The organism is Butyrivibrio proteoclasticus (assembly GCF_900115735.1).
Lineage (GTDB): Bacteria > Bacillota > Clostridia > Lachnospirales > Lachnospiraceae > Butyrivibrio > Butyrivibrio proteoclasticus_B.
This window is the reverse complement of the sequence record NZ_FOXO01000004.1, coordinates 39,532-57,219: the sequence shown is the minus strand read 5'-3', so window position 1 is coordinate 57,219 and position 17,688 is coordinate 39,532. Positions and strand designations below refer to the sequence as shown.

15 protein-coding genes are annotated in these 17,688 nt (G+C 40.8%); all 15 read left to right on the top strand.

The features are described 5' to 3' along the window. The first annotated feature begins 11 nt into the window (after positions 1-11). A complete protein-coding gene (gene hisS / locus BM146_RS03715) occupies positions 12-1,277 on the top strand; it encodes a histidine--tRNA ligase (RefSeq protein ID WP_074884529.1) in 1,266 nt (421 codons plus the stop codon). A 62-nt stretch (positions 1,278-1,339) separates the two neighbouring features. Then, positions 1,340-1,654 carry an L-rhamnose mutarotase gene (gene rhaM / locus BM146_RS03710; RefSeq protein ID WP_074884526.1) on the top strand — a complete coding sequence of 105 codons (315 nt, stop codon included), beginning with the start codon at positions 1,340-1,342 and terminating at the stop codon, positions 1,652-1,654. A gap of 12 nt (positions 1,655-1,666) precedes the next feature. Next, entirely contained in the window at positions 1,667-2,947 is a 1,281-nt protein-coding gene (locus BM146_RS03705) for an HlyC/CorC family transporter (protein ID WP_074884522.1), read from the top strand. A gap of 81 nt (positions 2,948-3,028) precedes the next feature. Beyond that, on the top strand, positions 3,029-3,175 hold the full coding sequence (gene scfA, locus BM146_RS03700; protein WP_013281386.1) for a six-cysteine ranthipeptide SCIFF: 147 nt from the start codon (positions 3,029-3,031) through the stop codon (positions 3,173-3,175). Between the two features lie 105 nt (positions 3,176-3,280). Beyond that, positions 3,281-4,711 (top strand): thioether cross-link-forming SCIFF peptide maturase, encoded by a 1,431-nt coding sequence (scfB, locus tag BM146_RS03695; protein ID WP_074884519.1) that lies wholly within the window; start codon positions 3,281-3,283, stop codon positions 4,709-4,711. A gap of 23 nt (positions 4,712-4,734) precedes the next feature. Further along, a complete protein-coding gene (locus BM146_RS03690) occupies positions 4,735-7,023 on the top strand; it encodes a protein translocase subunit SecDF (protein ID WP_074884516.1) in 2,289 nt (762 codons plus the stop codon). A gap of 145 nt (positions 7,024-7,168) precedes the next feature. Next, a complete protein-coding gene (gene msrA, locus BM146_RS03685; protein WP_074884513.1) occupies positions 7,169-7,657 on the top strand; it encodes a peptide-methionine (S)-S-oxide reductase MsrA in 489 nt (162 codons plus the stop codon). A 109-nt stretch (positions 7,658-7,766) separates the two neighbouring features. Then, positions 7,767-9,632, top strand: coding sequence for a single-stranded-DNA-specific exonuclease RecJ (locus BM146_RS03680; protein ID WP_074884509.1), 1,866 nt, complete (start codon positions 7,767-7,769; stop codon positions 9,630-9,632). 161 nt (positions 9,633-9,793) lie between these two features. After that, complete coding sequence (locus BM146_RS03675; protein ID WP_074884506.1) at positions 9,794-11,281, top strand: UDP-N-acetylmuramoyl-L-alanyl-D-glutamate--2,6-diaminopimelate ligase; 1,488 nt, start codon at positions 9,794-9,796, stop codon at positions 11,279-11,281. Positions 11,282-11,431: 150 nt separating this feature from the next. Further along, positions 11,432-13,678, top strand: coding sequence for a replication restart helicase PriA (priA, locus tag BM146_RS03670; RefSeq protein WP_074884504.1), 2,247 nt, complete (start codon positions 11,432-11,434; stop codon positions 13,676-13,678). A gap of 90 nt (positions 13,679-13,768) precedes the next feature. After that, positions 13,769-14,272, top strand: coding sequence for a peptide deformylase (def, locus tag BM146_RS03665; protein WP_074884501.1), 504 nt, complete (start codon positions 13,769-13,771; stop codon positions 14,270-14,272). Positions 14,273-14,278: 6 nt separating this feature from the next. Then, positions 14,279-14,953, top strand: coding sequence for an amino acid ABC transporter permease (locus BM146_RS03660; RefSeq protein ID WP_022776153.1), 675 nt, complete (start codon positions 14,279-14,281; stop codon positions 14,951-14,953). 2 nt (positions 14,954-14,955) lie between these two features. Then, positions 14,956-15,696: an amino acid ABC transporter ATP-binding protein gene (locus BM146_RS03655; RefSeq protein WP_074884497.1), complete on the top strand. Its 741-nt coding sequence runs from the start codon at positions 14,956-14,958 to the stop codon at positions 15,694-15,696. 83 nt (positions 15,697-15,779) lie between these two features. Next, positions 15,780-16,574, top strand: a complete 795-nt coding sequence (locus tag BM146_RS03650) for a transporter substrate-binding domain-containing protein (protein WP_074884493.1) — start codon at positions 15,780-15,782, stop codon at positions 16,572-16,574. 137 nt (positions 16,575-16,711) lie between these two features. Beyond that, positions 16,712-17,656 (top strand): methionyl-tRNA formyltransferase, encoded by a 945-nt coding sequence (gene fmt, locus BM146_RS03645; RefSeq protein ID WP_074884491.1) that lies wholly within the window; start codon positions 16,712-16,714, stop codon positions 17,654-17,656. Positions 17,657-17,688: the final 32 nt, after the last annotated feature.

The following is a 17,688-nucleotide window of genomic DNA, read 5'->3' as shown; positions in this document are numbered from 1 at the left end:
GATGGTTATTTATGGCACTTATTAAGAAACCGGTTACCGGCATGAAGGATATTCTGCCTTCAGAAATGCAGCTTAGAGATTACTGCATTGGAGTTATAAAAAAGACTTATGCAGAATTTGGTTTTACTTCTATAGAGACACCTTGTGTTGAATCACTTGCAAATCTTAACAGTAAGCAGGGTGGAGAAAACGAAAAGCTTATTTTCAAAGTTATGAAAAGAGGAGAAAAGCTTAATTTAGCGACTGCTAAAGAGGAGAATGATCTAACAGATTCCGGTCTTAGATATGACCTTACAGTTCCTCTTGTTCGTTTTTATGCAAATCATGCAAGCGAGCTTCCTTCTCCATTTAAAGCACTTCAGATGGGCAATGTATGGAGAGCTGACAGACCTCAGAAAGGTAGATATCGTCAGTTTATGCAGTGTGATATTGATATTCTTGGTGAGGCTACCAACCTTGCAGAGATAGAGCTTATCCTTGCTACCACTACAACTCTTGGAAGACTTGGATTTAAGGATTTTAAGATAAGAATAAATGAGCGCCGTATTTTAAAGGCTATGGCAGCATATAGTGGATTTCCTGAGGAAAGCTATGATGACGTATTTATAACTCTTGATAAGATGGATAAAATCGGTATCGATGGTGTCTCTGAAGAGCTTGAAAAAGAAGGCTTTGAAAGAGCAGCAATTGACAAATACCTTGATCTGTTCAGAAGCGTTGAGGGCAAAACAGACATTTCTGGTCTTAAGATAATTGCTGAAAAACTTGGTGACTTCCTTGACACAGAGGTAAGAGAGAGCCTTGAAGAGATCATCACAAGTGTTGATGCGACCAAGACAGCTCAGTTTGAAATGGTATTTGATCCTACACTTGTAAGAGGAATGTCATATTATACAGGTACTATTTTCGAAGTATCAATGCCTCAGTACGGCGGAAGCTGCGGTGGCGGCGGACGTTATGACAAGATGGTTGGAAAGTTCCTCGGTCAGGATACTCCTGCATGTGGCTTTTCAATTGGTTTTGAGCGAATCATCATGATCATGATGGATGAAGGTTTTAAGATTCCGGGAGAGAGCAAAAAACAGGCATTCCTTATTGAAAAGGGAATCAAAGGAGAGAGACTTTCCGAGATTATTTCGGAGGCTCAGAAAGAGCGACTTGAAGGCAATCAGGTACTGGTTGTTCGTATGAATAAGAACAAGAAGTTCCAGAAACAGCAGCTTTTGGAGCAGGGATATGAGGATGTGAAGGAATTCTATCTCAATCCGCTTAATTAATATGTCTTTTGCCAAAAACGGCCATTGGCTGTATGAATAAAATATAAGGGGAGTAAGAAGGTATGATCAGAAAAGGTTTTAAAATGAAGCTTTACAAGGGGATGGAAAAGGAATACGAGAAGAGACACAATGAGTTGTGGCCTGAAATGCAGGAAATGATTCATGAGCATGGTGGACGCAACTACAGCATATTCCTTGATGAAGAGACAGATATTCTCTATGGCTATATTGAAATAGAGGATGAAGAGCTTTGGGCTAAAGGCGCTGATACAGCTATTAATCGCAAATGGTGGGATTTTATGGCTGATATTATGGAAACCAATCCGGACAACAGCCCGGTAGCTATCGATCTTCATCCGGTATTTCATTTGGATTGATAGGAGGAAGTTTTGGATACACACGCGATACAGCTCGCAGTATTAATTGTACTTGTTTTGTTATCTGCGTTTTTTTCATCTGCTGAAACAGCTTTTATGACTGTTAACAAGGTGAAAATGAAATCCCTTTCTGATGAAGGGAACAAGCGGGCAAAAAGAGTTCTTTCAATTTGCGAAGACACTCAAAAAATATTGTCTGCGATTCTGATTGGCAACAATATTGTCAATCTTAGTGCATCTGCTTTGATGACAGTTTATGTTACGGATGTGTTTGGCAGTTTTGCGATTGGCATTGGTACCGGAGTATTGACTTTGATCGTACTGATTTTTGGAGAGATTATTCCTAAAACGGTAGCAACTGCCTATGCGGAGAAAATGTCACTGTGGTATGTGAATGTTATTTTATTTATCATGGCCATAATTCATCCTTTCAGCTTTATCATAAATGGTGTTGCTACCCTGATTTTGAAGTTGTTCAGGATTGATATTAAAAACAAGCAGACCATGACTGAAACAGAACTTAAGACTTATGTGGATGTCAGTCATGAGGATGGTGTGATTGAGAGCGGAGAAAAAGAAATCATTTACAACGTATTTGATTTTAGTGATGCTCATGCAAAAGATATCATGATTCCGAGAATTGATATGTGCTGTGTCAGCTCAGATGCTGATTACAGTGAGGTTATGAAAGTCTTTCGCGAGGATATGTACACCAGAATTCCTGTTTATGAAGGCGGAGATCAGGACAATATTATTGGTCTGATAAATGTGAAAGATCTGGTCCTTATTCAGGATAAGGATAATTTTAAGATAAAGGACTGCCTCAGAAAAGCTTATTATACATATGAGTATAAAAAGACTGCCGATCTTCTCATGGAAATGAGAGAAAGAAGCCAGAACGTTGCTTTTGTCCTTTCGGAGTACGGAACTACAGTCGGAATGATCACTTTGGAGGACCTTCTTGAAGAAATCGTAGGCGAGATCAGAGATGAGTATGATTCTGATGAGGATGAACTCATAAGACATGTAGGCGGCAATAAGTATCTTGTCGAAGGAAACGTGAAGCTTGATGATATAAATGATGCTCTTGGGACAGAACTTGATTCTGAAGATTATGATTCCATAGGCGGACTTATGATCGAAAAGCTTGACAGACTGCCGGGATATGGTGAGACCGTTACATTAGATAATGGTATTACGCTAACTGCCCGTGGAATAAAGCGAAACAGAATTACCAAAGTTCTGTTAACTGCTAATAATGTCACAAAAGAGGATGCAAAAGAAACACTTTAATAATTTACCAATATATGGTATACTAGGTCGATGTAAAAACTCGAAAGTGGAACAGTTCACATTTCAAGTAGGAGGCAATTTATGAAGCACGTAAAGTCATTAGTAACAAGAAATCTTAAAGAGTCAATGAAAAAGGGCGGATGTGGCGAGTGCCAGACATCATGCCAGTCAGCATGCAAGACATCATGCACAGTAGGAAACCAGAGTTGCGAGCAGCTCAGCAAGTAATCTAACTGGAAGAATATTGGTTTTGTAGGATTAAGTTATCGGGCAGCGGCCGAGGCCGCTGCCTAGTTTTTGCACAACTCGCAGAGTTTAGTTTTAGGAGATTTTATGATTCACGCTTATAAGAACAACGGTTATAACATTGTTCTGGATGTTAACAGCGGTTCAGTACACGTTGTTGATGATGTTGTTTTTGATTTAGTTAATATTGTAGAGGAGAAACTTGCTGCCAAGTACGGTACAGCGGCAGTTTCAGACGGACAGGAAGAAGCTTCAAAAGAGGATTTTGGATGGCTGTTTGATGAAGTTAAAAAGCTTTCAGAGATAACAGATAAGTACTCTGTAGAAGATATCAAAGAGGCAGTTGAGGAACTTTTAGAGCTCAGAGCGGCACAGGTTCTTTATACTGATGATGTATATGAGAACTATGTAGATGAATTCCAGAACAGAGAGACAGTTATCAAGGCTCTTTGCCTTAACATAGCACATGACTGTAATCTCAGATGTAAATATTGTTTTGCCGATGAGGGAGAGTATCACGGAAGAAGAGCTCTCATGACAGAAGAAGTCGGTAAGGCAGCACTTGATTTCCTTGTTAAGAATTCAGGAAATCGCAGAAATCTTGAAGTAGATTTCTTTGGCGGTGAGCCACTTATGAACTGGGAGGTCGTTAAAAAGATCGTTGAGTACGGCCGCCAGATTGAAAAAGAACACAATAAGAATTTCCGTTTCACGATAACAACAAACGGAACTCTTTTAAACGATGAGATTCTTGAGTATGTAAATAAGGAAATGGGCAATATTGTCCTTTCTATTGACGGACGTAAGGAAGTTCACGATGCAATGCGTCCTAAGCGCGGCGGACAGGGAAGCTATGATGAGATAGTTCCTAAGTTCCAGAAAGTTGCAGAGAGCCGTCATCAGCTCAGATACTTTGTAAGAGGTACATTTACTCACAATAATCTTGATTTTTCAGAGGATGTTAAGCATCTTGCAGATCTTGGGTTTAAACAGATTTCAGTTGAGCCTGTAGTTGCCAAGCCTGAGGATTGGTACTCATTAAAGGATGAGGATATTCCAAAGCTTTGCGAAGAGTATGACAAGCTTGCGAAGTTCTATCTCGAGAGACAGAAAGAGGGAAGAGGCTTTAATTTCTTCCACTTCAACATCGATCTTGAGGGTGGCCCTTGCGTAGCTAAGAGACTTTCAGGATGTGGTTCAGGATGTGAGTATTTGGGAGTTACACCATGGGGAGACCTTTATCCTTGTCATCAGTTCGTTGGTAATGAAGATTTCATTATGGGTAACGTATTTGAAGGTATTACAAGACCTGACATTCAGGAGACATTCAAAAAGAGCAATGTTTATTCAAGACCTGAATGTGAAAAATGTTTTGCCAGATATTATTGCAGCGGTGGATGTGCTGCAAACGCCTATAATTTCAATGGCAATATCAATACGACATATAAGCACGGTTGTGAGCTTCAGAGAAAGCGTATCGAGTGTGCGATTATGATAAAGGCGGCTATGGCCGAATAAGCTATATGGGAGGATGTATTACAATGAAACGCTTAAAGTCAGTTTTAGCGCTTATCATCGTTCTGTTACTGCTGGGGGGAGTTGGATATTCAGCAGTGTATGGACTCGGTGAAGACAAGTCAGGTTCTTTATCCAGTATTAATTTAGGACTTGATCTTGCAGGTGGTGTCAGCATCACTTATGAAGTTGTTGGAGATGAGAATCCTGATAAGGAGGATATGTCTGATACAATCTACAAGCTTCAGCAGCGTGTAGATCAGTACAGCACAGAGGCACTTGTTTATCAGGAAGGTTCTAACAGAATCAATATAGAGATTCCTGGTGTTTCAGATGCCAATGCAATCTTGGAGGATCTCGGACAGCCAGGTAATCTTTACTTTATTGCTCAGACTGATGCAGAAGGTAATGAGAACTACACATATCACTCAGGAGTTACTGCAGAAGGCGGCCTTGAGACTGATGAAGAAGGTAACATTCTTTTTGGTTACGTTCTGAACAAGACACTTGAAGAGCTTCAGGCAGATGGTTCTATAGTTCTTTCAGGAGACCAGGTATCAGTTGCTCAGGCTGCAGCTCAGCAGGATTCATATGGTTCACAGGAGCCTGTTGTTTCTCTTGAGTTCACAGAAGAGGGTAAGACAGCTTTTGCTGAGGCTACTAAGAAAGCCTATGCAGCTGGAGAGACAATCGGTATCTACTATGACGGCCAGTTCATTTCTGTTCCTAAGGTTCAGGCAGAGATAACTGATGGTAAGGCTGTTATCACAGGAATGAGTTCATTTGAAGAGGCTCAGAACCTTGCTTCTATGATCAGAATCGGTGGACTTAAGCTTCAGCTTAACGAACTTAGATCAAACGTTGTAGGTGCTCAGCTTGGTTCAAATGCCATCAGAACATCACTTATTGCAGCGGCAGTTGGTTTTGCGCTTATTGCAGTGCTGATGATTGTGATCTTCAGACTCCTTGGTTTTTCAGCTACACTTGCACTTGCATTCTATTGCGGACTTATGGTATTCCTTCTTTCCGCATTTGATATGACACTTACTCTTCCTGGTATTGCAGGTATTATTCTTTCAATCGGTATGGCGGTTGATGCTAACGTACTTGTTTTCTCCAGAATCAAAGAAGAGCTCGCTGCCGGTAAGATAGTTGATGAAGCTAGAAAGAACGGTTACAACAAGGCTCTTTCATCAATCCTTGACGGTAACATCACAACTCTTATCGTAGCTATCGTTCTTAGAATTGGTGGAACCGGTTCAATAAAAGGATTTGCTGAGACTCTTATGCTTGGTATCATCCTTTCAATGTTCACAGCTCTTGTAGTTACAAGACTTATTACTTCAATACTTTATGGCCTTGGACTTGAGAATCCTGTTCTCTACGGTAAGGCAAAGGCAGTTAAGAAATTTGATTTCGTTGGAAAGAGAAGAATATTCTATCTCGTTTCATGTGCAGTACTTGTAGTTGGTATCATTACAATGGCAGTTAACGCATCAGCAGGAAAGGGTGCATTCAACTACAGCCTTGACTTCGTTGGTGGTACATCAACAACAGTTACTTTTGACAGATCTTATGAGCTTGCTGAGCTTGAGAGCACAGTAGCAAATGATATCAAGAGCGCTGCAGGAATCAATGAGATTCAGATCCAGACAGTATCTGGCACAAATCAGGTAATCTTTAAGACATCAACTCTTAATGTTTCTCAGAGAGAAGCAGTTGAGGAAGTTCTTGAGAACAACTATGGAGTTTCTGCTGATAATATTGCAGCTGAGACAATCAGCTCAACAATCAGTGGAGAGATGAGATCCAGTGCTGTTAAGGCGCTTCTTGTTGCCCTTGTCCTTATGCTTATATATATATGGATCAGATTTAAGGATATCAAGTTTGGTGCAGCAGCAATTATAGCTCTTGCACATGATGCTTTAGTAGTTGTTACAGCATATGCCCTTACAAGACTTTCAGTAGGTAGCACATTCATCGCTGTTATACTTACAATTGTAGGTTACTCAATCAACGATACAATCGTTACATTCGATCGTATCCGTGAGAACCTTCACAATGCAACAAACAGAAAAGAAGAAGCAGAGCTTGTTAATGGCAGTGTAGCTCAGACAGTTACAAGAAGTATCTTTACTTCAGCAACAACATTCTTCACTGTAGCTGCCCTTTATGTATTTGGCGTAGCAGACATTAAGGCATTTGCACTTCCACTTATGGTTGGTGTTGTTTGTGGTACATATTCATCAATCTTTATTGCATCACCAATGTGGTATGATCTTAAGACAAAGTTCAAAACATTGTTTGCAAAGTAATTTTCATAGTATAAGATGTTGGAGATATGGTTTATCCATATCTCCGATTTTTTTATGTAATAGGAAAATGAATGCTAAAATATTCGCGCTTGGCGCGAGAGTGTCGCAAGCGACATTCTAATTGAGCTAGAAAGGATTTCAGATTATGAAAGAGGCATATTTTGCAGGGGGATGTTTTTGGTGTGTGACACCTATTTATAAGATGTACGGCGTTGATAAGGTTATTTGCGGTTACGCAGGCGGAGATGAGGAGAATCCAACCTACGAACAGGTTAAACATCAGGAAACTGGCCATCGTGAGACCATAAAGCTTGTATATGATCCTGAGAAGGTATCATATGATAAGTTACTGGATATTTATTTTGCAAATGTAGATCCATTTGATGCTGAGGGACAGTTTATCGACAAGGGATTTTCTTATACTCTGGCAATCTTCTATGGCGATGAAGAGGAAAAGGCTCTTGCCCAATCTAAACTTGATAAAATAGCAGCAGATTCAGGCAAGGAAACATTTGTTGAACTGTTGCCTTATAAAAACTTCTATGAAGCAGAAGAGTATCACCAGGATTACTATCTGAAAAATCCTGAGGCCTTTGAAAAGGAACTCATCGAATCCGGAAGAAAAAAGGTTTGAATATGGTAAAAAAACACTTCTCTTTTTAAAATATGGTAAGATATACAAAGCGCGCCGCATAAAATACAAGGTGGTGCGCATTTATTATTATGTAACAAAGAGGATAGATATGGCAAAATGGATGATAGCAAATAAGAAGGCGGATTTTGATGGAATTGCTGCTAAGTATGGCATTTCTAATATTACTGCAAGGCTTATTGCTAATAGACTTATAAATTCCAGAGAGACGGAAAAAGAAGATTGTACTTTGGAAAAGGTTGATGAGTATTTAAACGGTAGCGTTTCAATGCTTCATGATCCCTTTAAAATGGCAGACATGGAGAAAGGCGCCAGGGTGATGCTCTCCAAAATAGCTGATGGAGTAAAAATCCGTGTTATAGGTGACTATGACGTAGATGGTATATGTTCTTCATACATACTTGTGGATGGACTAAGGCTCTTTGGAGGAGATGTGGACTGTGTTCTTCCTGACAGGATCAAGGATGGTTATGGTCTTAGCATCAAACTTGTTGATGCTGCTATTGAAGACGGAATTGATACTATCATTACCTGTGACAATGGAATTGCAGCTTTTGAGCAGATAAAGCATGCAAAAGAAAAGGGCATGACTGTAGTTGTTACAGATCACCACGAAGTTCCCTTTGAAGTGGCTAAGGGTGATGAAGCCTGTGCGGATTCTTCTGACATAGAGACTTCTGAGAAAAAAGAAATATTACCGCCTGCCGATGCTGTTATTGATCCAAAGAGAGCTGAGGGCGAGTATACTTTTAAAGAAATCTGCGGAGCAGTTGTTGCTTATAAGTTCCTGCAGGTTATGGCGCAGATCAAGGCTTCAGAGACAGAAGACGCAGAGTTTAATGAACTGATTGGAAGGTTTTTTACTGAAAAGATCATCTTTGCAGGTATCGCAACGGTGTGCGATGTCATGGAACTTAAGGATGAGAACAGGATAATCGTAAAAGAGTCTTTAAAACGCATCAGATTTACTGAAAATAAGGGACTTAAAGCTCTTATTGATGTAAATAGCATCGACGCCAGTGCTATGACAGGATATCATTATGGTTTCATTATAGGTCCCTGTCTTAATGCCACCGGAAGGCTTGACCTTGCCACAAGAGCACTATCACTGTTTTTTGCTGAAGATGAAGCTGAGGCTGCTACAATCGCCGGAGATTTAAAGAGTCTTAATGACAGCAGGAAAGATATGACCAAAGAGGGCGTGGATGCAGCTATAGAAATTGTGGATAAAGAGGCTAAAACAGGTGAACTTCCTAAGGTCATTGTGTTGTACCTTCCATATGTTCATGAATCTATCGCCGGTATAATAGCAGGAAAGATAAAAGAAAAATATTACAGGCCTACAATCGTTCTTACAAAGGCAGCTGACGGAGGCGCTAAGGGTTCCGGAAGGTCTATTGAGAGCTATGATATGTTCCAGCATCTTTCAGCATGTAAAGAGCTGTTTACGAAGTTTGGCGGACATAAGATGGCTGCAGGACTTTCACTTCCTGAAGAGAATATCGAGGCTCTTCGCTCAAGACTCAATAATGAGTGTGAGCTTACAGACAACGATTATGAGAGAATAGTCCATCTTGATATGGTAATGCCTCTAAAATATGCGAGCATGAGTCTTGTAAAGGAATTTAATAAGTTGGAACCTTTTGGAGCAGGCAATATTAAGCCGATGTTCGCACAAAAGGATGTAAAGCTTTTATCAGGAAGAATCCTTGGTAAAAACAAGAATTGTGGAAAATACAGAGTATCTGATGATTCTAATAATTATTTTGATATGATGTATTTTGGTGATATGGATAAGTGGCATGAATTCCTAAGGGACAGATACGGACAGAGTGCTGTAGATGATCTTTATGATGGAAGAGCTTACAACATGAAGGTGAGTATTGCATATTATCCGGATATTAACAGCTATCAGGGGAGAGAATCAGTTCAGATAGTTATGAGCGATTTCACATGATACAAAAAAATCCCCCATTAACCACAAAAACACACGCGAAGCGTGTGTCTGCGGTTTCTTATGAGGGGGAGATAGTGAGCCTTAGCTCATATCTTTAAATATATATTACTCCTGAATTGTGAATAAAATGTGACGAAAAAATAAAAAATGGGAGGGCTTACATGAAGCTTAGTAAATTACTGGAAAATCTCGAATACAAAATCACAAAAGGAAACTCTTTTGAAGAAATCAGTGCTGATTCAATAGAGATAAGGGATGTTGTAAACGATAACCGTAAAATTTCAGAAGGATCTCTTTTCATCTGCATCAAGGGAGCAAATTTTGACGGACATTCCTGTGCAAAAGAAGCAGCAGAAAAAAGGGCAGCAGCTATCGTTGTAAGTCAGGATGTTGGACTTCCTGAAAATTCAGAAATAGCAGTTGTCAGAGTTGAGGACACAAGATATGCAATGGCATTTATTTCAGCTGCATATTTTGACCATCCTGCAAGAAAACTTAAGACAATCGGCATCACAGGAACAAAGGGTAAGACTACAACCACATATCTTATCAGAAACATGCTTGAGAATGCCGGACACAAGGTTGGTCTTATTGGAACAATTGAGGTTATCATCGGTGATGAGCATATTCATGCAGAGAATACAACACCTGAGTCCTACAATCTTCAGGAGTATATGCATAGAATGGTAGAAGCAGGCTGTGACAGCGTAGTTATGGAGGTATCTTCACAGGGACTTATGCTTCACAGAACTCAGGGCTTCACATTTGATATCGGCATCTTTACAAACATTGAGCCGGATCACATCGGACCTAATGAGCACAAGGATTTTGACGATTATATGCACTGCAAAGGTCTTTTGTTTAAACAGTGCAAGGTTGGTATATGCAATGGTGATGATATTCACACAGACGACATCTTAGAAGGCCACACCTGTGAAGTTGAAACCTACGGATTTGGTGAGGGTAATGATATAAGAGCTATAAATCTTGCTTACATCCATAAACCAGGTCAGCTCGGTGTGTTCTTTGATACAGACGGACTTATAAAAGTTCATGCTGAAGTTGAGACTCCAGGCAAGTTCAGCGTTTTAAATGCTCTTTGTGCTATTGCAGTTGCGAGACACTTTGGATGCAGTGAAGCTGAGATTGCTCCAGCCCTTAAGGGAGCCAAGGTAAAGGGAAGAATCGAGATGGTAAAGGTTTCAGATGACTTTACACTTATGATCGACTATGCCCACAATGCTATGGCGCTTAAGAGTCTTCTTACTACACTCAGAGATTATCATCCAAACAGACTTATCTGCCTCTTTGGATGCGGTGGAAACAGAAGTAAGCTTCGCAGATTTGAGATGGGCGAAGTTAGCGGCAAATATGCAGACTTCACCATCATTACATCAGATAACCCAAGATTTGAAGAGCCTGAAGATATCATGAATGATATTGAGACAGGTATGAAAAAGACAGATGGTAAATACATCAAGATTACTGATAGAAAAGAGGCTATTGCTTATGCCATTGATCACGGCGAGCAGGGCGATATCATAGTTCTTGCAGGTAAGGGACATGAGGACTATCAGGAGATTAAAGGTGTGAAATACCACATGGATGAACGTGAACTTATTCAGGAAATCCTCGAAGAGCGTAAGTAATGAGAAGCTTATAAAATAGCTTAAAAATGTGTATCTGGTTTTAGCAAAGGCGGATGCACATTTTTTAATTAATGATTGTCATGTGTGCTTTTACCTTATGATAAAATATTATTTGTAAGTTGGATTAGAGGAGAAATAAAGGTTAGATTTATGTACGCTAACATTATTATAGATATTTCACATGAAAAAGTAGACAGGACGTTTCAGTATCGAATTCCGGACAGACTCATTGAGGTATGCGATATTGGCATGCCTGTAAAGGTACCCTTTGGAAGGGGAGATAATGTACGAACCGGGTACATTGTTGAACTTACAGAGGAACCTAATTGGGACCCTGATAAGATAAAAGAGATAATCGATGTGGAAAAAGGTCTTATTTCCGCAGAGGATATTTCAATAAGGCTTGCAGCCTGGATGAAAAGACAGTACGGCTCTACCATGATAGCTGCACTTAAGACCGTGCTTCCTGCTTCTAAAAAGCAGGCAAGGCAGATACACAAATTTATTTCTTTAAGACTTCCGGAGAGGGAGGCAAGAGACCTTTACTATGAGTGCGTAAGGAAAAAGCAAAAGGCAAGAGAGCGTCTTTTAAAGGAACTTATAGATAATCCCGATGACAGGATTCCCTATGAATTTATCACAGGTAAGCTAAACGTGTCTTCACAGGCCATAAAGGCCCTTAGTGACAAAGGAATCATTGCCATAGAAAGTGAAGAATATTACAGAAAGCCCATAGCTGCCGATGGCGCAAGATATGGCAAAAAGACTTTAAGTGATGAACAGCAGCATATCGTAGATACTGTCAAAAAAGATTATGACGAGGGCAAAAGAGATACTTATCTTATCCACGGAATAACAGGAAGTGGTAAGACAGAGGTGTACATTGCTCTTATTGATGATGTGATAAAAAGAGGAAAGCAGGCGATTGTTCTGATTCCTGAAATTGCCCTTACTTATCAGACTCTGATGCGTTTTTACAGGCATTTTGGTGACAGAGTATCAGTAATGAATTCGACTCTTTCTCCCGGAGAGAAGTTTGATCAGATGGAGAGAGCCAGGAATGGGGATATTGATATTATTATCGGCCCGAGGTCAGCTCTTTTCACACCATTTCCAAACACCGGGATTATTATAATTGATGAGGAGCATGAAGCCACCTATAAGAGCGAGACTATGCCTAAATACCACGCAAGGGAAGTGGCAATAGAACTGTCACACCTTCTTCCTGACGGGGCGGCAGTTGTGCTTGGCTCAGCTACGCCTTCACTTGAGGCCTATTACAAGGCAAAGACCGGGCAGATAAAGCTCTTTGAGCTTAATAAGAGACTTACAGGTGGAACACTTCCCACTGTTGAAATCGCGGATTTAAGGGAAGAGCTTCGGGCCGGAAATCGGTCCATTTTTTCCAGAAGGCTCTTTGAACTTATGGAGGACAGATTCCAGAAAGATGAGCAGGTAATGCTCTTTATCAACAGAAGGGGACTTGCAGGCTTTATCTCCTGCAGGGGCTGCGGCCATGTATTTAAATGCCCGCACTGCGATGTTTCTTTGTCGGAGCATCGGGGTGGAAGACTTGTATGCCACTACTGCGGATATGAGAAGGCACGACCCAAGATATGCCCTGAATGCGGCTCAAAATACGTCTCGTCTTTCAGAGCAGGAACGCAGCAGATTGAAGATGAGGTAAAAAAATATTTTCCGGATGTTAAGGTCCTTAGGATGGATGCTGATACCACGAGGACAAAGGGAAGCTATGAAAAGATACTTGGAGCTTTTGCCAACAAGGAAGCCAATGTACTTGTAGGAACTCAGATGATAGTAAAGGGCCATGATTTCCCTGACGTTACCCTGGTGGGAATCCTTGCGGCGGATATGTCACTTTATGCCAGCGACTACAGGGCAAGTGAGAGAACCTTCCAGTTGCTTACCCAGGCTGCGGGAAGAGCCGGAAGAGGAGAGAAAAGAGGAAACGTGGTGATCCAGAGCTATCAGCCTGATCACTACAGCATTCTTGCGGCAGCAGATCAGGATTACAAGGGCTTTTACGAGGAAGAAATTGCTTATAGAGATCTTCTAAGGTACCCGCCGGTTTCACATATGATGTCTGTTCAGATCCAGTGTAAAAATGAGGCAGAAGGGATTGCCTTTGCCACGAAGCTGAGGGCAGTAATGGAACAAAAAAAGATCCCGAATGTTGTCTATATAGGCCCTGCTTCAGCAGCCATAGGAAAGATAAACGACATATATCGAATGGCAATATATGTTAAGGCAGATGATATGGACATACTTGTGAAATTAAAAGATATGGTCGAAAAATATATAAGAATGCTTGAAGACAGGGGATATCTAAAGAATATCACTACCCAGTTTGATTTTGATCCTGTCAATGGATTCTGATGAGATATTGACATTTCTGCTTAAATTGATATCATATAATGAATTGTATAAAATCTAATGTTTTTTGAACAATAAATAAAGGAGGCCAAAATGGCACTTAGAACTATTAGAGAATATGGCGATGAAGTACTTGAGCGTCGCTGCAAAGAAGTTAAGGAAGTAACACCAAGGATCAGAGAGCTTGTAGAGGATATGCTTGAGACTATGTATGATGCAAACGGAGTTGGCCTTGCAGCACCTCAGGTTGGAATTTTAAAGAGAATAGTAGTTATTGATGTTTCACCTGAAGCTGATGATCCTATAGTTATGATTAATCCCGAGATCCTTGAGACTTCAGGCGAACAGACAGGATATGAAGGATGTCTTTCTATTCCTGGTAAGTCCGGCGTTGTTACAAGACCTAACTATGTTAAGGCAAAAGCATTTGACCTTGATATGAAAGAATTTGTTATTGAAGGAGAGGAACTCCTTGCAAGAGCTATCTGCCATGAGCTCGATCACCTTGACGGACACATGTATGTGGAGAAGGTTGAGGGTGAACTTGTAGACAACGAGGAACTCATGCAGGAGCAGGAGTCAGAGGACGAAGAATAATAATACATGTTTAATGCGCAGACATTGGAGCTTTTGATCAGCTCTTTTCCCAAGATATTAGTATATGGACTTAAGGTTTCGGTACCTCTTGCACTAATAGCTTTCGTGCTTTCAACTGTCATTGCTGTATTTGTGGCAATGGTTCAATATGCAGGGGTTCCGGTAGTGAGACAGATCTGCAGATTTTATATCTGGATCATCAGAGGAACACCGCTTTTGGTACAGCTTATGGTGGCATTTTACGGACTTCCACTATTTGGTATAAATGCCAATCCTTTTTTGGTAGCGGTCATTGTTTTTTCGATATGTGAAGGTGCTTACAGTGCTGAGACTATGAGAGCAGCCATGGAGGCAGTTCCCGCCGGACAGCTTGAGGCAGGTTACTGCGTTGGAATGAGCTATATGCAGATCATGTGGCACATCATATTGCCGCAGGCCTTCAGAACAGCTTTTCCATCTCTTTTCAATGCGCTTATCAGCATGGTAAAAGATACATCACTGGCATCAAGCATAACTGTGGTCGAGATGTTTACAAGGACCAAGCAGATTGCAGGACAGTCCTACAATTATTTTCCTTTGTACATAGAAGTTGCAGCTATATATCTGCTCTTTTGTACAGTTCTTACCTTTGTTCAGAAAAAAGGTGAGAGAAGACTTGGAAATTACGGAGTTCGCAAATAAGTATGGCATTACTAGAGGTAAAAAATCTAAAAAAGTCTTTTGCCAAAACTGAGGTTTTGAAAGGCATAGATTTAAAAGTAAATAGAGGCGATGTGGTTTCAATACTGGGACCATCGGGCTCGGGTAAGACGACACTTCTTCGCTGCATAAATTTCCTTGAAAAGCCTGACGGAGGAAAGCTTTCTTTTGATGGGGAAGACTATGATCTTTCCGGGATTTCCAAAAGTGATATAGCTGCCATCAGGAAAAAGACGGGATTTGTTTTTCAGGGCTACAATCTTTTTGCCAATAAGAACGTATTGGAAAATGTGACTTTGGGCCTTACATCTGCGAGAAAGATTCCTAAAAATGAGGCTGACGAGAAGGCACTTGAAGTATTAAAAAAGGTCGGAATGGACGGCTATACTGATTATTATCCCAGTCAGCTTTCAGGCGGGCAGCAGCAGAGAGTTGCAATAGCAAGGGCACTTGCCACTGACCCAAGCATTATTTATTTCGATGAGCCTACATCAGCTCTTGATCCACAGCTTACATCAGAAGTTCTTGAGGTTATGAGAGAACTTGCAGATGAGGGCATGACTATGATAGTTGTTACGCATGAGATGGGCTTTGCAAAAGAAGTATCATCCCATGTGGTATTCATGGCAGATGGAAATGTGGTTGAAGAGGGCAGCTCAGCAGACTTTTTTGACAATCCAAAAGAAGTAAGAACAAGAGAATTTTTAAGACTAACTGAGCACTAATCTATAAGAAATATGATTACCTGCTGTGATAGTTTTAGGTAGGTTTTTATATACATTGTTTGTACTTACAAAGGAGGATATTTATGAAAAGGATTCTATCACTGGCACTGACAACAATTCTTGCAACATCTCTTTTGGCCGGATGCGGCGCTAAAAAAAGTGATGACCACCTGGCTCGTATCAAAGAAGCCGGCAAGATCACAATTGCTACTGAAGGTGTGTGGGCGCCATTTACATACCATGACCCTGATACAGACGAGCTCGTTGGCTTTGATGTAGAAGTGGCAGCAGCTATCGCTGAGAAGCTCGGTGTTACACCTGAGTTTAAGGAAGTGGCTTTCGACGGAGGCCTTACAGGTGTTTCAACTGGAACATTTGATATGATGGCTAACGGTGTTGATGTTACTGATGAGCGTTCTGAGACCTTTGATTTTACTGAAGCCTATGCTTATGACCACGCAGTAGTTGTTACCCTTGCTTCAAACACGGATATCGCATCTTTTGATGATCTTAAGGGACATACAACAGCTAATTCTGCAGGTTCAACCTACGAGGCTATGGGAATCGAGTATGGGGCAGCAGTATCAAATGTTGATACCTTAGGCGAGACAATGACTCTTGTACTTAATGGTACAGTTGATGCTACTATAAATGCCAACACTTCAGCTCAGGACTACTTCAACACAACAGGAACTACAGAGCTTAAGGTTGCAGCAGTTGATCCTGAAGTTACAAAGTATGCAGTTCCTCTTGCAAAGGGAAGTGATAATGATTCTCTCAGAGAAGCTATCAATCAGGCAATTGCAGACCTTCGCGCTGAGGGAAAACTTGCTGAGATCTCTAATAAATACTTTGGCGCAGATATCACTGCAGAGTGATTTGCTTAAGTACATTGTCGATGTACAAAAGAAGCCTGAAATGGTAAACTATTATTTACCGTTTTAGGTTTTTTTATGCTATAAATGGCATTTTGCAAATGATCTTAAAACTATTTGCTTTTAACAGGAGATTTGATATGAAGATAATATTTATGGGTACTCCGGACTTTGCAAGGACGGCGCTTGAAAAAATAATCGAGGCAGGGCACGAAGTGACTTTAGTTGTTACACAGCCTGATAAACCAAAGGGTAGAAGCGGAGAACTTCAGGTATCTGACGTCAAGGCATGTGCTCTTGAACACAATATTCCCGTATTTCAGCCGGTAAGAATAAAGCTTCCTGAGAATGTTGCGGAGTTGAAAAAATATGAGGCAGATATTTACGTAGTTGCAGCCTTTGGTCAGATCCTTTCACAGGAGATCCTGGATATTCCTAAATTTGGATGTGTAAATATCCATGCATCTCTTTTACCAAAGTACAGAGGAGCAGCACCAATTCAGCAGGCAATCCTTGATGGTGAAGAAAAAACAGGCGTGACTATCATGCAGATGGCTGCGGGTATGGACACAGGTGATATTTTGATCCAGAGAGAGATAACAATCGACCGTGATGAGACGGGTGGTGGCCTTTTTGACAAGCTTTCAGTTCTTGGAGGAGAGCTCATAGTAGATGCACTTCCGATGATTGAAAGAGGAGAACTTACTCCTGTTCCACAGGACGAAGCAAAGGCTACAAAATGCGGCAAGCTTTCAAAGGACATGGGAAGGATTGATTTTAATAAAGAGGCGGAGGCAATTCGAAACCTTGTTCGAGGCCTTAATCCATGGCCTTCAGCCTTCACTTCTCTTAATGGCAAGATGCTTAAGATCTGGAAGGCAGAAGTTGTAAAAGAACTCTATGGTGAGCATGTAGCTGATGCAGCGCCAGGTGAAGTTGCGGCAGTTTATAAGGACAGCTTTGCTGTTAAGACAGGCCTTGATTATCTGAAAGTTGAAGAACTTCAGCTTGAAGGGAAAAAGCGTATGCTTGTAAAGGATTTTCTTCTTGGATATAAGCTTGAAGAAGGCACAAAATTAGGCTGATAGCATTATATGTGGTAAAATTAGTGTATTCA